Here is a 22,103-nt window from a genome sequence, read left to right as displayed (position 1 = left end):
TCCCATGCGCGGGGCATGCGCCGGCGACGGTGCGTGCCCCGCGCGTTTTCATGCCCGATACCGGACCGCGCCGGGCCCAAAAGCGGCGCCAAGTAAAATCCTTCCGATCATGAACATCCCTCACGAAGTAGCGCGGCGCCGTACGTTCGCCATCATCTCCCACCCCGACGCGGGCAAGACGACACTGACCGAAAAGCTGTTGCTGTTCGCAGGCGCGATCCAGATCGCCGGCAGCGTCAAGGCGCGCAAGGCGTCGCGCCACGCCTCGTCCGACTGGATGGAAATCGAAAAGCAGCGCGGCATTTCCGTGGCGTCCTCGGTGATGCAGATGGAATACCGCGATTGCGTCATCAACCTGCTCGACACCCCGGGCCACGCGGACTTCTCGGAAGACACGTACCGGGTGCTGACGGCGGTGGACGCCGCGCTCATGGTGATCGACGCCGCCAACGGCGTGGAACCGCAAACCATCCGCCTCCTGCAGGTCTGCCGCGCGCGCAACACGCCCATCATCACGTTCATCAACAAGATGGACCGCGAAGTGCGCGAGCCGCTCGAACTGCTGTCCGAGATCGAAGGCCACCTGGGCATGGACGCGGTGCCGTTCTCCTGGCCGGTCGGCATGGGCAAGGCTTTCGGCGGCGTGTTCGACATCCGCCAGGACCGCATGCGCGTGTTCCGCCCCGGCCAGGAACGCCGCTCGGACAAGGACGACTTCATCGAAGGCCTGAGCAATCCCGAGATCGCCCGGCGCTTCGGCTCGGCGTTCGAGCAGGCCAGCGGCGAGATCGAACTCATCAACGAAGCCGCGCCCGCCTTCGACCGCGAACAGTTCCTGGCCGGCAAGCAGACGCCCGTGTTCTTCGGCTCCGCCATCAACAACTTCGGCGTGCAGGAAGTGCTGGACGCGCTGGTCGAACAGGCGCCGCCCCCGGGCCCGCGCGTGTCCATGCAGCGGCTGGTGCAGCCCGTGGAGCCCAAGTTCACCGGCGTGGTGTTCAAGGTGCAGGCCAACATGGATCCGGCCCACCGCGACCGCGTCGCGTTCGTGCGCGTCAGCTCCGGCCGCTTCGAGCGCGGCATGCGCCTGAAGGTCGCGCGCACCAACAAGGAAATGCGCCCCAACAACGTGGTGTCGTTCCTGTCGCAGCGGCGCGAACTGCTGGACGAGGCCTATGCCGGCGACGTGATCGGCATACCCAACCACGGCGTGCTGCAACTGGGCGACGTGCTGACCGAAGGCGAGACGCTGCAATTCACCGGCCTGCCGTTCTTCGCCCCCGAGCTGTTCCAGGCCGTGGAAGTGAAGGATCCGCTGCGTACCAAACAACTGCGCACCGGCCTCACCCAATTGGGCGAGGAAGGGGCCATCCAGGTGTTCCGTCCCGAGGCCGCCGGCGGCTCGCTGCTGCTGGGCGCGGTCGGCCAGCTGCAGTTCGAGGTGGTCGCGCACCGCCTGAAGACCGAGTACGGCGTGGACGCGCGGATGCTGCCTTCCCGCTACACAATGGCACGTTGGATTACGTCTGAAAACCCCAAGGCGCTGCGCAAGTTCATGGATGCCAATGCCGCCCATATCGCCTATGATGTTGTGGATGCGGCGGCGTTTTTGATCGGTTCTCCCGCGCAGTTGCGCGTGGCCGAGGAACTGTATCCCGATGTGAAATTCCATGCCATGCGGGAACACGGTGGCAAGGTTTTCGGAGACAAAGCGTAGACCCGTTGGGGTTCCGCACGGCAGATGAGGGTAGCAATGTCTTGGCGTTTCTTATTCGCAACGCTCCTGATCGCGCTTGGCGCGTCGGCCTGGGGCGGAATTCAACTGGGTGATTGGCTGGTGGCGCATGCGCCGGTGGCCGCGCCTGCTCCTGGCCAGGATGCCGCGGCATCCCAGCAGCCCGTGCTGGACGCCAACGGCCGTCCATACGTGGCCCAGCCCCCGCAGCCGCGCATCGACGGCACCTTGGGCGTGCCCGACAAGCCGTCCGACCGCGAGTGGCAGGTCAATACCGTCTCGCTGTTCGACAGCGTCAGCGATCCCGCGGTGAAAATCTCGCGCGAACGCATCAGCCCGGACCAGGCCCGCGAAATCGCGGCGGCTTCGCAAGTGCCTCTGCCTTCGGGTACGTCGGACGTCAGCACGCTGGACCTGCAAGCTCCCGGCACGTCCACCGCCATCAACGGCGGCCAGGCCCAGGCTGGCGGCTACGGCACGCCGCAAATGGTGCAGGCGCCGCCGCCGCCCCCGAACACCGCGCAGGCGCCCGGCGCGCTGGGCTGGCAGGACGCGCTCAAGCGCGAACTCGCGCATTGCGCCACGCAAGGCTTCTTCGAACGCCCCTCGTGTTCCTGGGCCGCGCGCAACAAGTACTGCGGACCCAACCGCGCCTGGGGCACCATGGCCGAGTGCCCGGCGCGCCCGCAGTAAGCCGCCGCGCCTGCGATGCAGGCCGCGTGGCAACAAAAAAAATGGCGCCCCGCAGGGCGCCATTTTTTATGACCGGAACATTACTCCGGCACGGACATCTGGCTTTGCAGGTAGTTCTGGATGCCGACCTTGTCGATCAGGTCGATCTGCGTTTCCAGGTAGTCGATGTGCTCTTCGGTATCGTCCAGGATGTCCTGGAACAGATCGCGCGAGACGTAGTCACGCACCGATTCGCAATGCGCGATGGCTTCCTTCACGGTCGCCTGGGCGCCTTGCTCCAGCTTCAGGTCACAGGCCAGCAATTCCGGCACGTCCTCGCCGATCAGCAGCTTGTGCAGGTCTTGCAGGTTGGGCAGGCCGTCCAGCATGAAGATGCGCGCGATCAAACGATCCGCATGCTTCATTTCGCCGATGGACTCTTCGTACTCGTGCTTGCCCAGCTTGTCGAAGCCCCAATGGTTCAGCATGCGGGCATGCAGGAAATACTGGTTGATGGCCGTCAGTTCGTTGGTCAGTTGCTTGTTCAGGAACTGGATGACGGTTTTATCGCCTTTCATGATGGACTCCTTGCAGTCAGGCGCGACGCAGATGCATCGCGACAAAGGAGCGCACGATGCCGCGCGTACGCAACCCCGGCAGACTACCACCAGGCGCAGGGCCGCGCCTAGCCTTGCGCTGCATTTGGTAAACCGCTTTAGGAGCGCTACAAGAAAGCGACACGCCAATGAGAATGAGTATGCGTGCGTGATGCCTTGCATGCCGGCATCAACAACGATGCGGCCTGACGGCGCGCGATGCCGCCGAATCCGCCGCCCGATCCACGCGATCGCAGGCAACCATGCGTCCCCCGGCCGCATGAAACACGCCGTCTCGCGGCCCGCGGCGTTTCGTTGCGGATCGGCAACCCCGACCGCAAGGACGCGCTAATCGCTACGCCGCGTCGCCAGCCAGATGCCGAACGCAATCGGGACGATGCCCAGCAGATCCAGCCACGAGACGTGCTCGCCCAGCACCAGCCATCCGAACAACAGGCCCAGCGGCGGCATCAGGAAGTGCAGCGCGCTCGCCGCCGTGGCGCTGGCGCGGCCCAGGATCATGAACCACAGGTAGTAGCCGCCCATCGACACCGCGACGATCATGTAGGCCATGCTCCAGAACAGGCTCGCGGTCATGCGCGCATCGCCGATGCTCTCGTGCATCAACGCGAAGGGCAGCAGGGCCGCGGCGCCGGCCAGGGACTGTATGCCCGTGGACGTCCACAGGCCCGAGGACGGCTTCAAGCGCTTGTAGAGCAGCGTGCCCGCCACCAGCGCCACCAGGCCGCCCGTGACCAGCAGCGTGCCATGCAGATCCTCCTGCATGCCCGACAAGCGCGAACGCAACACCAAAGCCACGCCCGCCAATCCCAGGCACAAGCCCAGCAGCTTGCGCCAGCCCAGCCGCTCGCCCAGCACCGGGCCGGCCAGCACGCCGATGAGCAGCGGGTTGGTGCTGATCAACACCGCGGTAAACGCCGACGACACCGTCGTCATGCCTGACCAGCTCAAACCCAGGTACAGGGCGTTGTTCAACGCCCCCAGCAGGATCAGCGCCGCCAAGTCGCGCGCACTTGGCATTTTCCAACGGCCGCTCGCCGCCGCCAGGCCCAGCATCAAGGCTCCCGCGATCACGAAGCGGATGGTCAGCAAGGTCAGCGGCGGACAGTCCCGCACCGCGATCTTGGCCGCGGCGAACGCCGAACTCCACAGGAAGCAGAAAGCCGCGATGGGCGCCCAACTGATGCCCGGCGAGGCTTGGGTCGGAAGAGCGGCGGCAGACAGGGTCGAGGTGGCCTTCATGAGGAGTCCGGAAGGTGGCGCTAAGCCGCGGTTGCGGCGGATGGAGGGATTCTGCGCGGACGCCCATCCATTGACAAACTCTTTATTCGGATCGAAAGTATTTGAAAAATGAATGCATGGAGCGGCCGATGCCAGACCTCGATCTTTTGCACAGCTTCGTGTCCGTCGTGGACGCTGGCGGCTTCACGGCGGCGGGCGAACGCGTGCACCGCAGCCAGTCCACCGTCAGCCAGCAGATCCGCAAGCTGGAAGAATCCTTAGAATGCGCGCTGTTCGTGCGCGAAGGTCGCCAGGTCTCGCTGACCGAGGACGGCGAGCGCCTTCTGGGCTATGCGCGGCGGATGCTGGCCCTGTCCACGGAGGTCCGGGAAGCGGTCAGCGGGCGCAAGCGCGTGGACGTGATCCGGCTGGGCATCCCGGACGACTTCGCGGCCGACACGCTGACCATCCTGGTGTCGGAATTTGCGCGGTCCCGTCCCGGCGTGCGGCTATCGGTCCGCTGCGACCTGACCTCGGCGCTCACGCGCGCGCTGGAACGAGGCGACCTGGATGTTGCGCTGCTCAAGCGCGAACCCGGCGCGGGCGCCTCACTGGCCGCCTGGCCCGAGCAATTGCATTGGATCGGCGCCCCTGGGCTGGAAGTTCCGACAACCGAGCCGGTGCCGCTGGTCGCGTTTCCGCAGGGCTGCATCTACCGCAACCGCGCCATCCATGCCCTGGAAGCCGCGGGCCGGCACTGGCGCATCGCCTACGAAAGCCCGAACCTGATGGGCTTGCAGGCGGCATTGACAGGAGGGTTGGGAGTGGCGCTGCTGGAGCGGCGCTGCCTTTTGCCGGACCATCGGATCATCGATGCGGACCTGCCTGCGGTGCCGTCGACCGAGCTGGCCCTCTGCCTGGCGGACACGGTGCGCGAGCCTGCGCGTCAACTGGCGATGGCTATCCGGGAATTCTGCGAGAAAGAAGCGACGCGGCCCACTGCATGACGGCAGCGGGCCGGAAAGAAACGACTGCCCTCAGGCGATTGCGACCAGGGGAATCGGGAAGCTGCTGTTGGCAGCAGGCGCGCCCGACTCGACCAGAGCGGCCGGAGGATTGACCGGAACGGCAATGGAGCGCACGTCGCACACACTGGAGCAGCGGCCGCCTGGCAGGTATTCGGTGGCGGTAGCCGCACAGCAGCCGCAGCACGTAGCCACGCCCAGCTCGAATTGCAGGTCGGAAAGCGTCGTCGCGCCGGCATCCACGCTGGCGCGGACTTGGCGTTCGGTGATGGCATTACATACGCAAATGTACATGAGAATAATTATCGAAAATTATTCCGCTACTGGCAAGCCCCGCAAGCAAATAAATTTGCAACCAAAGTGTCACGCAAGTCTTTGAAAACAGGGACGAATTTCCTCAACTCCGTCCCTCATTTCACCAGCCGGTTCAGCGGGCCGCAGCCTGCGCCTTGCGCAACGCCGCCGGGGCTATCCGCAGCGCTTCGCGGTACTTTGCCACCGTTCTTCGGGCGATGACTATCCCCTGATCGGCCAGCTTTTGCATGATCTGGCTGTCGGACAAGGGTTTGGCCCGGTTCTCTTCCGCCACCATCTGACGGATGAAGGTCTGCACCGCCGTGGCCGAGGTGGCATCCCCGCCGTCCGTCGAAACCCCCGTTCCGAAGAAGCGCTTGAGCTCCAGCGTCCCAAACGGAGTGAGCATGTACTTCTGCGTTGTAGCCCGTGAAATGGTGGATTCGTGCAAACCGAGTTCACCGGCAATGTCCTTCAGGATGAGCGGCCGCATGGCGACCGGTCCCTGGCTGAAGAAAGCGGTCTGGTGCTGCACGATGGCCTGGGCCACACGCAGGATGGTGTCGAAGCGCTGCTCCACGTTGCGGATCATCCAGCGGGCCTGCTGCAGCTGCGATTGCAGCCCCGCATGCGCGGACTCCTTCTGGTTGCCCAGCATCTGGGCGTACAGGCCGTTGATCTGCAGCTTGGGCATGGCGGCGCTGTTGAGGGTGACCTGCCAGCCGCCACGGGTCTTGCGCACGATGACGTCGGGCACCGCGTAATCGGCCGCGGGCACGGTCCAGGCGCGTCCCGGGCGCGGCTCCAGCCGCAGGATCAGGGAATGGGCCGAGCGGAACGTGGCTTCGTCGCAGCCCACGGCGGCGCACAGGCGCGCGGCGTTGCCCGTGGCCAGCAGGGCCAGGTGCTGGGCGCAGATCTGCCGGGCACAGGCCAGGGCCGCGGCATCGGCCGCTTCGGGCAGTTGATCCCGATCCGGGTTGCGCAGCTGCAACAGCAGGCATTCCGCCATATCGCGCGCGCCGATGCCGGGCGGATCGAACGACTGCAACAGGGATAGGGCCGCCTTCAGCTCGTCGATGTCCGGCTCCAGCTCCGCCGGCAGCCACTCCAGGATCTCCTCCAGCGGCGATCCCAGGTAGCCGTTTTCGTCCAGCTCGTCGATCAGCAGACCCGCCAGCGCGACGTCGCGCGGCGCGGCGCGAGTCAGCATCAGCTGGCCCAGCAGATGCTCGCGCAGCGTATCCGGCCGCGCGGCCTCGGGCCGGCTGGAATCTTCATCGGGGTAGACCCCGCCCGAGCCCGGCATTTCGTCCACCGGCGTCTCGCGTTCGGCGGCGGGCTCGTCATCCTGCACGGAGGACTCGCGGTCGGACTCGGCCGGCGCCTCGGCCGACGGCGCTTCGTCCTGCCGCTCCAGCAGCGGGTTCTCCGCCAGCACTTGCGAAATCTCGGCTTCGAGGTCGAGCGTGGACAGCTGCAACAATCGGATCGATTGCTGCAGTTGTGGCGTCAGCGTCAGATGCTGACCAGGTCGCAGTTCTAAAATTGGACGGGTCATAGGTACAATATTTTGCATGATGAATCTGACTTCGCCCGCAAGCGTCCGCCAGGACTGCCGCCTTATTGGCCAGACCCTGCTCAAACTGGCGCTCCCCCGACTCGTAATGCGCGCGATCGTCATCGCCGTCGCCCTGGTCATCTGGTATCTGGCCGCCAACTGGATACTGAATTTCGGCCGCACCGTGAACTACGACTTCCTGCATTCCCTGGGGCAGCCGACGGTGGACATGGTGCAGAAGGTCAATCCCTACATCTGGTGGGTGGTGGCCGGCATCTGGACCCTGATCGTGTTCTTCACGTTGCGCGCCTGGCTGTCCGCCAGCCTGGCTTCCGGCAGCGCCACGCCGGTCGAAACCAGCGTGCTGGCCGACCTGGCGCCCAGCCTGTCCGAGGAAACCCTGGGCGTGCTGCGCTGGACCTGGGGCGACCGCCAAGAACCCTTCACGGTGGGCGACTTGCGCCGCTCCCTGTCTGAAATCCGCCACAACCGAGCCGGCAAGATCGCCATGGTCGCGGAACAGGCCCGCATCCTGGAATCGTCCGACCGCGCGACGCCCCGTGATCCTCGCGACGAAGTCCGCCGCGAAGCGCGCACTGAAGGGCGCAGCGAACGTTATGTCGAACCGCGCATCGGTCCGGCCAGGTAAGTCCATCCTCCCGCCATTCCCATAGCAGGCCGCCCCAGGGCGGCCTGTCTGTTTTGGTCAATGGCCCGCGAGACACCCCCCGCCTTATGCAATCGCGGGCCTCGCACCATAGCGCGCGGCGGCTGCCCAACCCCGGCTTTGCTGAATTTTCTTCAGCAAAATGCCCCGCGGAAGGACCGTACCCCGCCTTCACGCAAAAGAGTATTCAGTTGCGCTTACGGCGAAAATATGTTCGACTAGCAACCTATGGCCGCTTACCGCACCCCCTTCGCGATTGCCACCGGACGCTACGACGCTCCGGTTGCCGGCCTGCGCGCTCGTTCCTCCACCTACGCGCTATCGCTATACCTACCGATCGGTTGCCGGGCCTAGTGTCCCCGTGGTAGCTCGGCAACCACGTTTGCCACACGCGATTTCCCCCTTTTATCTCTGAATCCTGCCGGCCAATCACGGCAAACCTTGGCACAAGACCGCCATCCGGTTGCGCGCCGCCCAGGGAAGCATTCCCGGGATTCAAAAGAAACCGATCGAGGTGTAGTAATGATGCTTGCCAACCCCGCCACCAAATACGTCCCCTTCGCGCCCTTTACCCGCGACTTTTCCGAACGCACCTGGCCCAGCCGCCGCATCACCAAGGCGCCGATCTGGATGAGCACGGACCTGCGCGACGGCAACCAGGCGCTGATCGAACCGATGAGCGTGGAGCGCAAGGTCCGCTTTTTCGAGCAGCTGGTGAAGATCGGCTTCAAGGAAATCGAAGTGGGCTTCCCGTCCGCCTCGCAGACCGACTTCGATTTCGTGCGCAAGCTCATCGATGAAAAGCGCATTCCCGACGACGTCACCATCATCGTGCTGACCCAGTCGCGCGAAGACCTGATCAGCCGCACGGTGGAATCCGCCGCCGGCGCCAAGCAAGCCATCGTCCACCTGTACAACGCCTGCGCCCCGGCGTTCCGCAAGGTCGTGTTCAACATGAGCAAGGACGAGATCAAGAACATCGCCACCACCGGCACACGCCTGGTGAAGCAGTACATGGCGCAGCACCCGGAAACGCAATGGCGCTACCAGTACTCGCCTGAAGTCTTCAGCACGACCGAACCCGAGTTCGCGCTGGAAGTCTCCAACGCCGTGGCCGACGTATGGCAGCCCACGCCCGAGTGCAAGATGGTGCTGAACCTGCCCGCCACCATCGAGGCCACCAGCCCCAACCTGTACGCCGACCAGATCGAATGGATGCACAAGAACCTGGCGCGCCGCGACAGCATCGTGCTCAGCGTGCACCCGCACAATGACCGCGGCACCGCCGTGGCCGCCGCGGAATTCGCCGTGATGGCCGGCGCCGATCGCATCGAAGGCTGCCTCTTCGGCAGCGGCGAGCGCACCGGCAACGTCGACCTCGTCACGCTCGCATTGAACCTCTACACGCAAGGTGTGCATCCGGGCCTGGACTTCTCGGACATCGACGAAGTGCGCCGCTGCGCCGAGTACTGCAACCAGTTGCCGGTCCACCCGCGCCATCCGTACGCGGGCGACCTCGTCTTCACCGCGTTCTCGGGCTCGCACCAGGACGCCATCAAGAAGGGCTTTGCCCAGCAGCAGGCCGATGCCGTCTGGGAAGTGCCGTACCTGCCGATCGACCCGGCCGACCTCGGCCGCAGCTACGACGCCGTCATCCGCGTGAACAGCCAGTCCGGCAAGGGCGGCGTGTCGTACCTGCTCGAACAGGAGCACGGCCTGGTGTTGCCGCGCCGCCTGCAGATCGAATTCAGCCGCGCCATCCAGCGCGTCACCGATGAGACCGGCCGCGAAGTCACGGCCGACGACGTGCACACGATCTTCAACCGCGAGTACCTCGAGCAGAAGTCGCCTTGGAAGCTGGTGCGCCACCGCATCGACGGCAATCCGTCGGCCGGCGAAGGCCAGCATTTCAGCATCGAAGCTGAATTGGAATACAACGGCGAACGCCGCATCGTGACGGGCAAGGGCGACGGCGCCATCTCGGCCTTCGTGGCCGCGCTGGACGTGCCCGTGCGCATCATGGACTACCACGAGCATGCCATCGGCACCGGTACCGACACGCGCGCCGCGTCGTATGTCGAACTGCGCGTCGGCGAATCGAGCACGGGCTTTGGCGTGGGCATCGACCGCGACATCGTGACAGCCTCGTTCCAGGCCGTGCTGAGCGCCGTCAACCGCCACATCAATGCCGGCGCCGTGACCGCCACCGAGCAAGAAACCGCCGAAACCGCGTGATCCGCAATCCGGCGTAAAAAAGCCAGCCTTATCGGGCTGGCTTTTTCTTTGGGCGCGCCGCGCTTATCCGCGCGGCCAGATGTCGGCAGCGCCGATATCCGGCGCGGTGGCGGCCAACAGCCGCTGATGAACCCACGCCGCCATCGCCAGCGTGCGGTGGTCGCTATAGCGCGCACCGACCAGTTGCAGCCCCACGGGCAGGCCTTGCGGGCCGGTGGCGAAGGGCAGGCTGAGGGTGGGATGGCCGAATACCGTCCACGCGCGCGAGAACTGCGGATCCCCCGTGCCCAGGTCCGCGAACGGCGCCTCGCCGCTCGCGCTGGGCGCAAGCAGCACATCGTACTTGTCGAACCAGGCATCCACCCGCGCCCGGCTTTCGGCAACGCGCATCAGGTTCTTCTGATGTTCTTCAGCGGTAATGCGCGAGCCCGCTTCCAGGATGGACTGGATCTTGGGGCTGAGCTGCGCCGCATGCTCCAGACGCTCGTAGGCCAGCGCCTGCGAAGCTTCAAACGCCATGATGTCCGCATGCAGCTGCACCAGAACGCAATGCTCGGGCGGCAGCGGCAATTCCTCGACCACGGCGCCGGCGCGGGACAGGATGGCCGCAGCCTGCGCGTAGGCTTCCTTGGTTTCGGGCAGCGCATGCCGCCATTGCAGGCTGCGGTACATGCCAATGCGCGGCTTGCCGTCGTAGGCCAGATCGAGCATGCGCGGATCGCGCATCAGGACGGAAGCAAACAGCGCCACGTCCGGCACCGAACGCGCGAAACCGCCGATGGTGTCCAGGGACTCCGCCAGGCTTTTGACGCCCGCGCGGGAAATGCTGCCGAAGGTGGGCTTGAAGCCCACGATGCCGCAATAGGAAGCGGGGCGGATGATGGAAGCCGCCGTCTGCGTGCCCAATGCGAAGGGCACCATGTCGTCGGCTACCGCCGCGGCCGAGCCGCTGGACGAGCCGCCCGGCGAATAGGCCTCGTTGCGGGGGTTGCGCGTGGGGCCAGCCAGATAGGTGGCGAATTCGGTCGTCACGGTCTTGCCGACGACGATCGCGCCCGCGCCCCGGCACAGCGCCACCGAGGCCGCGTCCAGGCCCGGATGGTGGCGTTCATAGATGGGCGAGCCATAGCGCGTGGGCAGGTCGACGGTGTCGAACAGGTCCTTCACGCCCATGGGCAGGCCATGCAGCACGCCACGCAGCGCGCCGCGGTCCAGTTCCTGCGCGCGATCCAGCGCAGCCTGCTTTTGCAGCGCGGTCCAGGCATGGATGGTGCTTTCGCGTTGCTCGATGCGCGCAAAGCAGGCGCGCACCAATTGCTCCGCGGTCAATTCGCGCCGTTGCAGCTTGCGCGCGGCTTCCAGCGCGCCAAGTCTGTTCAAGGCAGTAGACATGGTCCTTTCCTCTTTACCGGTACCGCGCGTCTCGCGCGGCAGCAAAATACGCACCCGGTCCCCTTTGACCGAGGATCCGCCGTTTCGCGCGGCATGTTGCCGCGCAGTTCGGATGGACCGACTCCAGCCATTGTGCGCGCTGCGTCAATTGGGATAAACACCGAAAAAGCCGTTTTTCCCCGGGAAAATCGCATGCCGCGCCATGGCAATTTATTGTTGCGTCGGCATCAGCATAGCGCAAACCCGTGCAATACAAAGGTCATATTTGTCGAGTAAGATGAAATCGTTTTCACGAAAACCGGCAGCAATCCCGCCATGGCCTCGCGCTCGTCGCCCCGCTTTTCCATCATTGAAGTGGCCCGCAAGGCCGGGGTTTCCCCGGCGACGGTTTCGCGCGCGTTCAACCAGCCCGAGATCGTGCATCCGGACACGCTCGCGCATATTCGCAACGTCGCCAAGCGCGCCGGCTTCCGGCCCAATCGCGTGGGCCGAAGCCTGCGTTCGGGCAGCACGCGCACCATCGGCCTGATCCTGCCCACGCTGTCCAACCCCGTGTTCGCCGAATGCTTCGAAGGCGCGGAGCGGCGCGCGCGGGAATCAGGCTACAGCGTCATGCTGACGGCCACCGGCTACGATCCCGCGGTGGAATCCGCGGCGGTCCAGGGCCTGATGGACCACCAGGTGGATGGCCTGATCCTGACGGTCGCGGACGCCGCCAAGAGCGCCACGCTGGACGACCTGGACCATGCCGGCATTCCCTACGTGCTGGTCTACAACGAGTCCGGCGCCCATCCCTTCGCGTCGGTCGACAATCGCGCCGCCGCCAGCGACATGGTGGCTCACCTGGCCGCGCTGGGCCATCGCCGCATCGCCCTGGTGACGGGTCCGCTGACCGCGTCGGACCGCGCCCGCCGCCGCTTGACCGGCGCGCGCGCCTGCGCCAAGCGGCTGGGCCTTGACGACATCCAGCACATCTCCATGAGTTCACACACGGGCAGCGACCTGGATGCCCTGAAGGCCGCGCTGCGCGGCAAGCAGGCGCCCACCGCCTTGTTCTGTTCCAACGATCTGCTGGCCACCGCGGTCATCGCGGACCTGGTCGGCCTGGGGCTGTCCGTGCCCGCCGATATCTCGGTGTGCGGCTTCGACGGCATGCGCTTTGGCGCCTTGCTGACGCCCCCCCTGACCACCGTGGCCCAGCCCAGCGACGGCATCGGCGAAACGGCCTGCTCGAACCTGCTGGCGCAGATCCAGGGCCAACCGCCGCATTCGGACCGCCTGCCGCATTGCATCGTCGTCGGCGGCACCGCCGCGCCGGTGCGCCGCTGAGGCCTTTACCTACAACACTATTCTTCGGCACACGCGTCATGCTCATCGCACAAATCACCGACCTGCACATGCGCACCCCGGGCGACAAGGCCTACGGCATCATCGATCCGGCGGCGTTCCTGGCGCCCGCGGTGCGCGCGCTCAATGCCCTGGCCCCGCGCCCCGACTGCGTGCTGATCACGGGCGACCTGACCGACCTGGGTCGCCCGCACGAATATCAAGTGCTGCGCGAACACCTGCAGGCGCTGGAAATTCCGTATTTCCTGCTGCCCGGCAACCACGACGACCGCGCCGAGCTTCGCGCCGCCTTCCCGGACCACGCCTATCTGCAAGGCGAGAGCCCTTTCATCCAGTACGCCATCGAGACCTATCCGTTGCGCATGCTGGCGCTGGACACGGTCGTGCCCATGAAAAGCCACGGTGAACTCTGCCAGGACCGCCTGGACTGGCTGGCCACGCGCCTGGCCGAACAGCCGGAACGCCCCACGCTGGTCCTGATGCACCACCCGCCTTTCCTGACCGGCATCGAGCACATGGACGCCATCGGCCTGCTGGCTGGCGCGCCCGAGCTCGAACGCATCGTGGCGCGCTTCCCCAACGTGGAGCGCGTGCTTTGCGGCCACCTGCACCGCACGATCTTCCAGCGCTTCGGCGGCACCATCGCCTCCACCTGTCCGGGCACCGCGCACCAGCTCGCGCTGGAGCTGGGGCCGCGGCCGACGCTGCAGTACATCATGGAACCGCCGGGCTACCAGCTCCACTGGTGGCAAGGCAAGAACCTGGTCACACACCACGCCGTCATTGGGGAATACCCCGGCCCGTACCCCTTCGCCTGAGGCCGAAGCTAGACTACGAAAGTTTGTCCTGCCATACATCCGTCATGTTTGCGCTGCACAATGAAAAGGTTTTCATAACAGGCAACAATGCGGATCTAACTATTAGATCTTCGAGACAGCATGTCATCCATCGTTCTGGATAACCTCACCAAACAGTACGGCAACGCTGCCGCCATCCATGGCGTGAGCTTCACGGTTCCCGCCGGCAGTTTCACGGTTCTGCTGGGTCCGTCTGGCTGCGGCAAATCCACCACCTTGCGCATGATTGCCGGGCTGGACACGCCGACCTCGGGCACGATCCACATCGGCGACCGCGACGTCACGCAGTTGCCGCCCGCCAAGCGCCGCATCTCCATGGTGTTCCAGTCGTACGCGCTGTTTCCGCACCTGTCGGTGCGCGAGAACATCCTGTTCGGCCTCAAGGTGCGCAAAGAACCGGCCCGCGACTACGACCGTCGCCTGCAACGCGTGGCGGGCCTGCTGGGCCTGAACCATCTGCTGGACCGCAAGCCATCGCAACTGTCCGGCGGACAACAGCAGCGCGTGGCGCTGGGCCGCGCCGTGATTTCCGAGGCGCCGGTCTGCCTGATGGACGAACCGCTGTCCAACCTGGACGCGCAGCTGCGCCATGAAATGCGCCGCGAGATCCGCGCCTTGCAGCAAGACCTGGGCATCACCATGGTCTACGTGACGCACGACCAGACCGAAGCCATGAGCATGGCCGACCAGGTGGTGCTGCTGCGCGGCGGCAAGATCGAACAGCACGACACGCCCGACGCCTTGTACGCGCGTCCGGCCACCGAATTCGCGGCGCGCTTCATCGGCACGCCGCCCATGAACCTGATCGGCCTGACCTCCGGGCAAGGCGCCACGGCCATCGCCGGCACGCAGAGCCGCGCCGTCGCCGGCGCCCCCGCCGGCGCCGTGAAGCTGGGCGTGCGCCCGGAGCACATCCGCATCGACGCCAACGGCATTCCCGCCACCGTGGAAAGCGTGGAGTACTTCGGCGCGGATTCCATCGTGGTCTGCCGCGTGGGCGACACCAGCGGCGTGGCCGTGCGCGTGGGCGGCCATCTGCGTGCCAGTGCGGGCGAAACACTGGGCCTGTCCTGGCAGGACAGCCAGCAGCACTTCTTTGCCGCCGATTCGGCGGTCATCAACTCCGCCGGCCGCTAGGGCCTGTACTCAGCAAAGGAAACCAACATGCGTCGCATCGTACTGAAAACCCTGGCCGCCAGCCTGGCCGCCGCCTGCCTGTCGCTGCCTGCGCAGGCGCAGAACAAGCCCGTCGAGGTCGAGTTCTATTACCCCGTCGCGGTCGGCGGCCCGATCACCAAGATCGTCGACGACATGGTGGCGGATTTCCAGAAGGAAAATCCCGACATCAAGATCAAGCCGATCTACGCCGGCTCCTACCAGGACTCCATCGCCAAGGCGCTGACCGCGCTCAAGGGCGGCACGCCGCCGCAGCTGGCGGTGCTGCTGTCCACCGACATGTTCACGCTGATCGACGAGGACGCCATCGTTCCGATCGACAGCCTGGCCAAGAGCGACGCCGACAAGAAGTGGCTGGGCGGCTTCTATGACGCCTTCATGCAGAACAGCCGCAGCGGCGGCCATACCTGGGGCGTGCCGTTCCAGCGTTCGACCATCGTCATGTACTACAACAAGGACCTATTCAAGGCCGCGGGGCTGGACCCCGAACGCGCGCCGGCGACCTGGGCCGAACTGGTCGATTACGGCAAGAAGCTGACCAAGCAGGACGCCTCCGGCAACACCACGCAGTGGGGCATCGAGATCCCCTCGGGCGGCGCGTTCGCCTACTGGCTGTTCCAGGCGCTGACCACGCCTAACGGCGCGATCCTGATGAACGAGGCCGGCAACGAGGTCTACCTGGACAAGCCGGCGGTGGTGGAAGCCGCGCAGTTCTGGCGCGACCTGTCGGCCAAGCACAAGATCATGCCGACCGGCACCATCGACTGGGGCACCACGCCCAAGGACTTCCTGGAAAAGAAGGCCGCCATGGTCTGGACGACGACGGGCAACCTGACCAACATCCGCAAGAACGCCGACTTCCCGTTCGGCGTGGCCATGATGCCGCAGCAAAAGCGCGGCGGCAGCCCGACCGGCGGCGGCAACTTCTACATCTTCAAGAGCGGCACGCCGGCGCAGCAGCAGGCCGCGCTGAAGTTCGCGCAATGGGTCACCACGCCCGAACGCGCCGCCGACTGGAGCATCGCCACGGGCTACGTGGCCGTGACCCCGGCCGCCTGGCAGACCGAAAAGATGAAGAAGTACGCGCAGGAAGTGCCGGCCGCCGCGGTCGCGCGCGACCAGCTGGAAGTCAGCGTGGCGGAGTTCTCCACGCATGAGAACCAGCGCGTCACCAAGACCCTGAACGACGCCCTGCAAGCCGCCCTGACGGGTTCCAAGACGCCGCAGCAGGCCCTGACCGACGCGCAACGCGAGGCCGACCGCATACTGCGTCCCTACAAGTAAGCCGACAAGCACGATGAGCCGCTCTTTGAACGCGCTGTACGGCTGGCTGCTGTTGCTGCCAGCCCTCGTGCTGCTCGCCGCCTTCACGCATTACCCGGCGGTGGCGACGCTATGGCACAGCTTTTTCTCCACCCCCAAGGGCGCGCGCCCCGCGCGCTTCGTGGGGCTGGACAATTACGCCGTCATGCGCGACGACCCCGTATTCTGGCAGTCGCTGTGGAACAACCTGTGGTTCGCGCTGGGCACCATCCCCACGTCCATCGGCATCGCGCTGATCATGGCGCTGTGGGTCAACCGCAACCTGAGCGGTCGCGGTTTCCTGCGCATGGCCTACTTCACGCCCACGGTGCTGCCCATGGTGGCGGTGGCCAACATCTGGCTGTTCTTCTACACGCCGCAGTACGGGCTGATCGCCCAGGTGATGCAGCTGTTCGGCTCGCCGGGCCCCAACTGGCTGGGCAACCGCGAAACCGCGCTGCCCGCGCTGATGCTGGTGACCGTCTGGAAGGAAGCCGGCTTCTTCATGATCTTCTACCTGGCGGCCCTGCAGACGGTATCGCCGTCGCTGCGCGAGGCCGCGATGCTGGAAGGCGCGTCGCGCTGGCAGTATTTCCGCCGCATCCTGTGGCCGCTGCTGATGCCCACCACGCTCTTCGTGCTGATCAACGCCCTGATCAACGCGTTCCGGCTGGTGGACCACGTGGTGGTCATGACGCGCGGCGGTCCGGATAACGCCAGCACGCTGCTGCTGTACTACATCTACCAGGTGGGTTTCAGTTTCTGGGACACGGCTTACGCCGCCACGCTGACCGTCGTGTTGCTGGTGGTGCTGGCGCTGACCGCGCTGGTCAAGTTCCGCTGGCTGGACCGCAGGACGCACTATCAATGAAAGACAAGCTCGATACCCTGGGCGCCTGGGCGCTCGGCCTGCTGTGGATCCTGCCCCTGGCCTATGCCATGTGGGCAGCGTTCCACCCGCCCGCCTACGCGACCCGCTTTGACCTGTTCGCCCCGCTGACGCTGGACAACTTCGTGCGCGCCTGGCATGCCGCGCCGTTCCCGCGTTATTTCCTCAACACCTTCCTGCTGGTCACCATGGTGCTGGCGGCGCAATTGGTGCTGTCGACCCTGGCCGGCTATGCCTTCGCGCGCTTCGAATTCCGCGGCCGCGATTTCGTCTTCATGCTGGTGCTGCTGCAGCTGATGATCATGCCGGACGTGCTGCTGGTGGAGAACTACCGCTCCATGAGCCAGCTGGGCATCCGCGACACGGTGTTCGCCATCGGCCTGCCTTACTTCGCATCCGCCTTCGGCATCTTCCTGCTGCGCCAGACCTTCAAGACGGTGCCGCGCGAACTGGAAGAAGCCGCGCGCATGGAGGGCGCCAACGCGCTCCAGGTGCTGTGGAAGGTGTATGTGCCGCTGGCCAAGCCGATCTACGTGGCCTACGGGCTGGTGTCGGTCAGCCACCACTGGAACAACTTCCTGTGGCCGCTGATCATCACCAACTCGGTCGAATCGCGGCCGCTGACGGTGGGCCTGCAGGTGTTCTCATCGACCGACCAGGGCATCGACTGGTCGGTCATCACGGCCGCCACGCTGATGTCGGCGGCGCCGCTCCTGATCGCCTTCCTGCTGTTCCAGCGGCAGTTCGTGCAGTCGTTCATGCGGGCTGGCATCCGCTAGGCCCGCCTGCAGGACCAGCCCAAGTGAAAACTGCCCCTACAGGGGCAGTTTTTCTTGGGGATGAAGCCGGATCGCTCAGTAACCCACCGTCAGCCCGGGCAGGTCCACCGTGATGCGCGGACGCTCCAGCGCCAGCGCCAGGTGTTCCGCGAACTCGCGGGCCTCTTTTTCGTCGGAGGACAGGGTGTCGTAGCCCAGCGCGTCGGCCACGCCCAGCACCTTGTCCAGCAGCAGGACCTTGCCGCTGGGACGCAGCGGTTCGCAGCCCAGCGTTTCCCAGGCGCTGTCGAACCAGTCGCGCGCATCGCTCTGGCGCTGCGGCGAGGGCTCGACGCTGGCCGAGAGGTCGAGCGAACGGCGGGAGTCGAAAACGATGGTGATGTCGCTGCGCATGTCGTGGTTCCTTGGGGTGGCGTCAGGCGAGTAGGGTAGGCAAAAAACGCCGGGCAGATTGTCCGCCCGGCGACATTGGGCTCGCCGGCTTACCAGCCGCGCGACACCTCCCAGGTGACTTCGGCGTTTGCCGCCAAGGACTGGCGCATCATGTCCAGCAGGGGGAAGGCGCGTTCCTTCAGGCCCACCATGCGGGCCATGGGCGAGGCCGGGGCCTTGTCCTCGTCTTCTTCCTCGGAGCCGTCATGGGCGCTCTGGTATTCGTCGATCGCGCGTTCGATGCCGCTGATGGCCGGCCCCAGCTGCTCGACGGTGAAAACGCCGCGCTCCGGGATCTTGTCCTTGAAGGACTTGCCGGCCGCCAACAGCAGCGCGCCGGCATGGTCGGTCAGCATCAGAACCTCGGCCACGACCTTGGAATGAAAGGTGATCAGCATATTCCAGTCTCCCACATTGATTACTTACATACACTACCGCAACACCAGGGGGACTGCCAACTGGCCTGGGGCAGCATGTCCGACGGCCGGCGCCATGCGTCCCCCGGACCTGTCCGTGCAGCGTTCCCGCCCAGGGCGCGGGCCTGTCCAATGGCCAAATCAAGCTATGATTCAGGAGATTCCCGTGACAGCGGGACCTGACGCGGCCATGAATCCGGCACGCGCGGTCCGCCCGGCTACGCCGCCCCCTGTCCGCTCCGCCCGACAGGCCCGGCCTGTGCGGGCGCGTCCGTCACTAACTCAGAACTTCTCCAGACGCCCATGCTCCTCGAGCAACAAAAACAGCTTATCTCCCTGATCCAGGCCGCCGTCGCGCAAAGCCTGCCCGACGCCGTGGCAAATGTGCTGCTGGAGCGCCCCAAGGTCGCCGCCCACGGCGATGTCGCCACCAATGTGGCCATGCAGCTGGCCAAGCCGGCCCGCCGCAACCCGCGCGAACTGGCCCAGGCCATCGTCGACGCCCTGATGGCGCAGCCCGGCGCCGCCGGCCTGATCGAATCCGCTGAAATCGCCGGCCCCGGCTTCATCAACCTGCGCATTACCGCCGCCGCGCGCCAGGCCGTCATCGCCGCCGTGGCCGAGCAGGGCGCCGCCTTCGGCCGCGCGCCGCGCAATGGCGAAAAGATTCTCGTCGAATTCGTGTCGGCCAACCCCACCGGCCCGCTGCACGTGGGCCATGCCCGCCAGGCCGCGCTGGGCGACGCCATCTGCCGCCTGTATGACGCCATCGGCTGGGACGTCACCCGCGAGTTCTATTACAACGACGCCGGCAACCAGATCCAGAACCTGGCCATCAGCGTGCAGGCCCGCGCCCGCGGCCTGACGACCGATTCCCCCGAGTGGCCCGCCGACGGCTACAAGGGCGACTACATCGCCGACATCGCGCGCGACTTCCAGGCCGGCGCGACCGTCCACTCCGATGGCGTGGACGTCACCGCCACGGGCGACGTCGACAACCTGGACGACATCCGCGTCTTCGCCGTGGCCTACCTGCGCCGCGAACAGGACCTGGACCTGCAGGCCTTCGGCCTGGCGTTCGACAACTACTACCTGGAAAGCTCGCTCTATACCTCCGGCCGCGTCGAAGCGACCGTCAAGGCGCTGATCGCCGGCGGCCACACCTACGAGGAAGGCGGCGCGCTGTGGCTGCGCACCACCGAACTGGGCACGGGCGACGACAAAGACCGCGTCATGCGCAAAAGCGAAGGCGGCTACACCTACTTCGTGCCGGACGTGGCCTACCACAAGGCCAAATGGGAGCGGGGCTTCCATCGCGCCGTGAACATCCAGGGCAGCGACCACCACGGCACCGTGGCGCGCGTGCGCGCCGGCCTGCAGGCGCTGGAAGAGGGCATCCCCAAGGACTACCCGGCCTACGTGCTGCACAAGATGGTCAAGGTCATGCGCGGCGGCGAAGAGGTCAAGATCTCCAAACGCGCCGGCAGCTACGTGACCATGCGCGACCTGATCGACTGGGTCGGCCGCGACGCGGTGCGCTACTTCCTGATCCAGCGCCGCGCCGACACGGAATTCGTGTTCGACGTGGACCTGGCGCTGTCCAAGAGCGACGAAAACCCCGTCTATTACATCCAGTACGCGCACGCCCGCATCTGCTCGGTCATCAACAACGCTGCCATGCCGGCCGCCGACGTGGCCCAGGCCGACGCGGCGCTGCTGACCGCCCCCACCGAATTCGCGCTGATGCAACGCCTGGCCGAATTCCCCAGCGTGGTGGCACTGGCGGCGCAGGAACTGTCGCCGCACCACATCGCCTTCTGGCTGCGCGACTGCGCCTCGGACTTCCATGCCTGGTACGGCGCCGAGCGCGTGCTGATCGACGACACGGCCCTGAAGCTGGCCCGCCTGCGCCTGGCCTCGACCACGCGCCAGGTGCTGGCCAACGGCCTGGAGCTGATGGGCGTGTCGGCGCCCGAGCGGATGTAACATCGGTTCATGGCAACCAAGCGCAAAACCACCACCCGCCGGTCCTCCGGCGAAAGCGGCAGCACCCTGTACGGCGCGCTGGCCGGCTTGCTCATCGGCCTGATCGTGGCCGCCGTCGTCGCCTTCTACGTCACCAAGGCGCCCGTGCCCTTCGTCGACCGGGCCAGCCGCCAGGGCGACAACGGCAAGCTGCCGGATCCGCGCCAGGCGCCGGACCCCAACGCCGGCCTGTATGGGCGCGATGGCGGCGCCGGCACCCCGTCCACCGGCCCCACCGCCACGGCGCCCGTGCCGCTGCCGGGCGCAGGCACGGCTACCGGGCCAGCCACGGGTCCCGCCGCCTCCAAGGGCGACGACACCCCCGCCAAGCTGGACGACCTGGGCGCGCTGATCGCCACCCTGCCCACATCCAAGGCGCCCGCCGTGGCCTCGGCCGCACCGGCCGCCGCCCCCAGCCAGGCGCCCACGCCCATCTCCAAGCCCGCCCCCACGCCGGCGCCCAAGCCTGCCGCCACCGCATCCGCGGCCAACGGCACGTATTACCTGCAGGCCGGCGCGTTCCGGGGCGAAAACGACGCGGAATCCCTCAAGGCCCGCATCATTCTGCTGGGCCTGCCGGTGGCGGTGCAAAAGGCCGAAGTGAACGGCAAGTCCATCAACCGGGTCCGGGTGGGGCCCTTTGCCCGCCTGGACGACATGAACCGGGCCCGCGGCCGCCTGGGCGAGAACAAGATCGAAACCGCCGTGGTCCGCCAGTAATGTGCGCCGCCGCGGCCGCAAGCATTGAACTTATCCGGCCCCGGGCCTGTCTGTAACTTTTTACTCAGGAACCTCTCATCCATGCTGTCCCCCAAGATAATCCGCATCCTGGCCGCGGCCGCGCTGACCGCCACGGCATTCTTCAGCCCGGCTAGCCACGCGCAAGGCGCGCAGCAGTCCGTCGCCATCAATCCGCCGCTGCCGTCGGACACCCCGGGCAAGATCGAGGTCCTGGAATTCTTCGCCTACACCTGCCCGCACTGCGCCGCCATGGAACCCATGGTTGAAGACTGGGCCAAGACCGCGCCGCCGGACGTGGTGCTCAAGCAGGTTCCGATCGCGTTCAACGCCGGCATGAAGCCGCTGCAACAGCTCTACTACACGCTGCTGGCCCTGGACCGCCCGGATCTGCACCCCAAGGTCTTTGCCGCCATCCACGGCGAGCACAAGCGCCTGTTCGACAAGAAGGCGATGGGCGAATGGATCGCCACGCAGGGCGTGGACCGCGAGAAGTTCGACTCGGTCTTCGATTCGTTCAGCGTGCAGACGCAGGTGCAGCGCGCCACCCAACTCGCCGACGCCTACCGCATCGACGGCACCCCGTCGTTCGCCGTCGGCGGCAAGTTCATGACCTCGCCGGTCATGGCCGGCAACAGCTACGAAGGCGCGCTGAAGGAAGTGACCCGCCTGATCCCGCTGGCACGCAACTGATACGCTTCAAGCGAAATCCGCCACGCCCCG

At 66.1% G+C, this 22,103-nt stretch carries 21 protein-coding genes; 14 read left to right on the top strand and 7 right to left on the bottom strand.

Annotation, left to right across the window (positions count from 1 at the left end):
* The first annotated feature begins 109 nt into the window (after positions 1 to 109).
* Both BRO63_RS32715 and BRO63_RS32710 read left to right on the top strand, forming a co-directional pair.
* A complete protein-coding gene (locus BRO63_RS32715; RefSeq protein WP_013390910.1) occupies positions 110 to 1,717 on the top strand; it encodes a peptide chain release factor 3 in 1,608 nt (535 codons plus the stop codon).
* A gap of 24 nt (positions 1,718 to 1,741) precedes the next feature.
* Positions 1,742 to 2,428, top strand: coding sequence for a hypothetical protein (locus BRO63_RS32710; RefSeq protein ID WP_179215274.1), 687 nt, complete (start codon positions 1,742 to 1,744; stop codon positions 2,426 to 2,428).
* A gap of 80 nt (positions 2,429 to 2,508) precedes the next feature.
* Here the strand turns inward: BRO63_RS32710 and bfr are convergent, their stop codons facing one another.
* Positions 2,509 to 2,985, bottom strand: a complete 477-nt coding sequence (gene bfr / locus BRO63_RS32705; protein WP_013390908.1) for a bacterioferritin — start codon at positions 2,983 to 2,985, stop codon at positions 2,509 to 2,511.
* Between the two features lie 366 nt (positions 2,986 to 3,351).
* Positions 3,352 to 4,266: a DMT family transporter gene (locus tag BRO63_RS32700; RefSeq protein WP_088143674.1), complete on the bottom strand. Its 915-nt coding sequence runs from the start codon at positions 4,264 to 4,266 to the stop codon at positions 3,352 to 3,354.
* A 128-nt stretch (positions 4,267 to 4,394) separates the two neighbouring features.
* Between BRO63_RS32700 and BRO63_RS32695 the strand changes: the two genes are divergently transcribed.
* On the top strand, positions 4,395 to 5,252 hold the full coding sequence (locus BRO63_RS32695) for a LysR substrate-binding domain-containing protein (RefSeq protein WP_088143673.1): 858 nt from the start codon (positions 4,395 to 4,397) through the stop codon (positions 5,250 to 5,252).
* Between the two features lie 30 nt (positions 5,253 to 5,282).
* Here BRO63_RS32695 and BRO63_RS32690 read toward each other — a convergent pair whose 3' ends face one another.
* Positions 5,283 to 5,564 carry a (2Fe-2S)-binding protein gene (locus BRO63_RS32690; protein ID WP_054455575.1) on the bottom strand — a complete coding sequence of 94 codons (282 nt, stop codon included), beginning with the start codon at positions 5,562 to 5,564 and terminating at the stop codon, positions 5,283 to 5,285.
* A gap of 133 nt (positions 5,565 to 5,697) precedes the next feature.
* Complete coding sequence (rpoN, locus tag BRO63_RS32685) at positions 5,698 to 7,125, bottom strand: RNA polymerase factor sigma-54 (RefSeq protein WP_444978608.1); 1,428 nt, start codon at positions 7,123 to 7,125, stop codon at positions 5,698 to 5,700.
* 16 nt (positions 7,126 to 7,141) lie between these two features.
* On the opposite strand from rpoN, the gene BRO63_RS32680 reads away from it, so the two are divergent.
* Both BRO63_RS32680 and leuA read left to right on the top strand, forming a co-directional pair.
* Positions 7,142 to 7,774, top strand: a complete 633-nt coding sequence (locus BRO63_RS32680; RefSeq protein ID WP_088143671.1) for a hypothetical protein — start codon at positions 7,142 to 7,144, stop codon at positions 7,772 to 7,774.
* Between the two features lie 540 nt (positions 7,775 to 8,314).
* Positions 8,315 to 10,027 carry a 2-isopropylmalate synthase gene (gene leuA, locus BRO63_RS32675; RefSeq protein ID WP_088143670.1) on the top strand — a complete coding sequence of 571 codons (1,713 nt, stop codon included), beginning with the start codon at positions 8,315 to 8,317 and terminating at the stop codon, positions 10,025 to 10,027.
* A gap of 63 nt (positions 10,028 to 10,090) precedes the next feature.
* Here the strand turns inward: leuA and BRO63_RS32670 are convergent, their stop codons facing one another.
* Positions 10,091 to 11,419: an amidase gene (locus BRO63_RS32670; protein ID WP_088143669.1), complete on the bottom strand. Its 1,329-nt coding sequence runs from the start codon at positions 11,417 to 11,419 to the stop codon at positions 10,091 to 10,093.
* 315 nt (positions 11,420 to 11,734) lie between these two features.
* Here BRO63_RS32670 and BRO63_RS32665 point away from each other — a divergent pair, with 315 nt between their 5' ends.
* From BRO63_RS32665 to BRO63_RS32640, 6 genes are all read left to right on the top strand, one after another.
* Complete coding sequence (locus BRO63_RS32665) at positions 11,735 to 12,748, top strand: LacI family DNA-binding transcriptional regulator (protein ID WP_088143668.1); 1,014 nt, start codon at positions 11,735 to 11,737, stop codon at positions 12,746 to 12,748.
* A gap of 38 nt (positions 12,749 to 12,786) precedes the next feature.
* Positions 12,787 to 13,584, top strand: coding sequence for a phosphodiesterase (locus tag BRO63_RS32660; RefSeq protein WP_088143667.1), 798 nt, complete (start codon positions 12,787 to 12,789; stop codon positions 13,582 to 13,584).
* Between the two features lie 120 nt (positions 13,585 to 13,704).
* Positions 13,705 to 14,760, top strand: a complete 1,056-nt coding sequence (locus BRO63_RS32655) for an ABC transporter ATP-binding protein (protein WP_088143666.1) — start codon at positions 13,705 to 13,707, stop codon at positions 14,758 to 14,760.
* Between the two features lie 27 nt (positions 14,761 to 14,787).
* Positions 14,788 to 16,083, top strand: a complete 1,296-nt coding sequence (locus BRO63_RS32650) for an ABC transporter substrate-binding protein (protein WP_088143665.1) — start codon at positions 14,788 to 14,790, stop codon at positions 16,081 to 16,083.
* Positions 16,084 to 16,096: 13 nt separating this feature from the next.
* Entirely contained in the window at positions 16,097 to 16,972 is an 876-nt protein-coding gene (locus BRO63_RS32645; protein ID WP_088143664.1) for a carbohydrate ABC transporter permease, read from the top strand.
* Entirely contained in the window at positions 16,969 to 17,769 is an 801-nt protein-coding gene (locus BRO63_RS32640) for a carbohydrate ABC transporter permease (protein WP_042795754.1), read from the top strand. Before BRO63_RS32645 ends, BRO63_RS32640 begins: the two co-directional genes overlap by 4 nt.
* A 75-nt stretch (positions 17,770 to 17,844) precedes the next feature.
* Here BRO63_RS32640 and BRO63_RS32635 read toward each other — a convergent pair whose 3' ends face one another.
* Positions 17,845 to 18,162 (bottom strand): hypothetical protein, encoded by a 318-nt coding sequence (locus tag BRO63_RS32635; protein WP_059376671.1) that lies wholly within the window; start codon positions 18,160 to 18,162, stop codon positions 17,845 to 17,847.
* Positions 18,163 to 18,251: 89 nt separating this feature from the next.
* Positions 18,252 to 18,599 carry a DUF1840 domain-containing protein gene (locus BRO63_RS32630; RefSeq protein WP_054455597.1) on the bottom strand — a complete coding sequence of 116 codons (348 nt, stop codon included), beginning with the start codon at positions 18,597 to 18,599 and terminating at the stop codon, positions 18,252 to 18,254.
* Between the two features lie 321 nt (positions 18,600 to 18,920).
* On the opposite strand from BRO63_RS32630, the gene argS reads away from it, so the two are divergent.
* The 3 genes from argS (at position 18,921) to BRO63_RS32615 (ending at position 22,073) form a co-directional block, all read left to right on the top strand.
* The gene (argS, locus tag BRO63_RS32625) at positions 18,921 to 20,603 is read left to right on the top strand and encodes an arginine--tRNA ligase (protein ID WP_088143663.1); all 1,683 of its coding nucleotides are present in this window, start codon (positions 18,921 to 18,923) and stop codon (positions 20,601 to 20,603) included.
* 9 nt (positions 20,604 to 20,612) lie between these two features.
* Positions 20,613 to 21,362 carry an SPOR domain-containing protein gene (locus tag BRO63_RS32620; protein WP_088143662.1) on the top strand — a complete coding sequence of 250 codons (750 nt, stop codon included), beginning with the start codon at positions 20,613 to 20,615 and terminating at the stop codon, positions 21,360 to 21,362.
* Between the two features lie 81 nt (positions 21,363 to 21,443).
* On the top strand, positions 21,444 to 22,073 hold the full coding sequence (locus BRO63_RS32615; RefSeq protein WP_088143661.1) for a thiol:disulfide interchange protein DsbA/DsbL: 630 nt from the start codon (positions 21,444 to 21,446) through the stop codon (positions 22,071 to 22,073).
* Positions 22,074 to 22,103: the final 30 nt, after the last annotated feature.

The organism is Achromobacter xylosoxidans, assembly GCF_002192695.1.
Lineage (GTDB): Bacteria > Pseudomonadota > Gammaproteobacteria > Burkholderiales > Burkholderiaceae_B > Achromobacter > Achromobacter xylosoxidans_C.
Note: the sequence above shows the minus strand (reverse complement) of the source record. Positions and strands in the feature narration are given on the sequence as shown.

Coding starts and splice junctions, on each gene's coding strand:
- BRO63_RS32655 (WP_088143666.1), top strand. CDS start 13,705: ATGTCATCCATCGTTCTGGATAACCTCACCAAACAGTACGGCAACGCT.
- argS (WP_088143663.1), top strand. CDS start 18,921: ATGCTCCTCGAGCAACAAAAACAGCTTATCTCCCTGATCCAGGCCGCC.
- BRO63_RS32695 (WP_088143673.1), top strand. CDS start 4,395: ATGCCAGACCTCGATCTTTTGCACAGCTTCGTGTCCGTCGTGGACGCT.
- BRO63_RS32640 (WP_042795754.1), top strand. CDS start 16,969: ATGAAAGACAAGCTCGATACCCTGGGCGCCTGGGCGCTCGGCCTGCTG.
- BRO63_RS32650 (WP_088143665.1), top strand. CDS start 14,788: ATGCGTCGCATCGTACTGAAAACCCTGGCCGCCAGCCTGGCCGCCGCC.
- BRO63_RS32700 (WP_088143674.1), bottom strand. CDS start 4,266: ATGAAGGCCACCTCGACCCTGTCTGCCGCCGCTCTTCCGACCCAAGCC.
- BRO63_RS32630 (WP_054455597.1), bottom strand. CDS start 18,599: ATGCTGATCACCTTTCATTCCAAGGTCGTGGCCGAGGTTCTGATGCTG.
- BRO63_RS32615 (WP_088143661.1), top strand. CDS start 21,444: ATGCTGTCCCCCAAGATAATCCGCATCCTGGCCGCGGCCGCGCTGACC.
- BRO63_RS32645 (WP_088143664.1), top strand. CDS start 16,097: ATGAGCCGCTCTTTGAACGCGCTGTACGGCTGGCTGCTGTTGCTGCCA.
- BRO63_RS32660 (WP_088143667.1), top strand. CDS start 12,787: ATGCTCATCGCACAAATCACCGACCTGCACATGCGCACCCCGGGCGAC.
- BRO63_RS32710 (WP_179215274.1), top strand. CDS start 1,742: ATGAGGGTAGCAATGTCTTGGCGTTTCTTATTCGCAACGCTCCTGATC.
- leuA (WP_088143670.1), top strand. CDS start 8,315: ATGATGCTTGCCAACCCCGCCACCAAATACGTCCCCTTCGCGCCCTTT.
- BRO63_RS32635 (WP_059376671.1), bottom strand. CDS start 18,162: ATGCGCAGCGACATCACCATCGTTTTCGACTCCCGCCGTTCGCTCGAC.
- BRO63_RS32690 (WP_054455575.1), bottom strand. CDS start 5,564: ATGTACATTTGCGTATGTAATGCCATCACCGAACGCCAAGTCCGCGCC.
- rpoN (WP_444978608.1), bottom strand. CDS start 7,125: ATGACCCGTCCAATTTTAGAACTGCGACCTGGTCAGCATCTGACGCTG.
- BRO63_RS32680 (WP_088143671.1), top strand. CDS start 7,142: ATGATGAATCTGACTTCGCCCGCAAGCGTCCGCCAGGACTGCCGCCTT.
- BRO63_RS32665 (WP_088143668.1), top strand. CDS start 11,735: ATGGCCTCGCGCTCGTCGCCCCGCTTTTCCATCATTGAAGTGGCCCGC.
- BRO63_RS32715 (WP_013390910.1), top strand. CDS start 110: ATGAACATCCCTCACGAAGTAGCGCGGCGCCGTACGTTCGCCATCATC.
- BRO63_RS32670 (WP_088143669.1), bottom strand. CDS start 11,419: ATGTCTACTGCCTTGAACAGACTTGGCGCGCTGGAAGCCGCGCGCAAG.
- bfr (WP_013390908.1), bottom strand. CDS start 2,985: ATGAAAGGCGATAAAACCGTCATCCAGTTCCTGAACAAGCAACTGACC.
- BRO63_RS32620 (WP_088143662.1), top strand. CDS start 20,613: ATGGCAACCAAGCGCAAAACCACCACCCGCCGGTCCTCCGGCGAAAGC.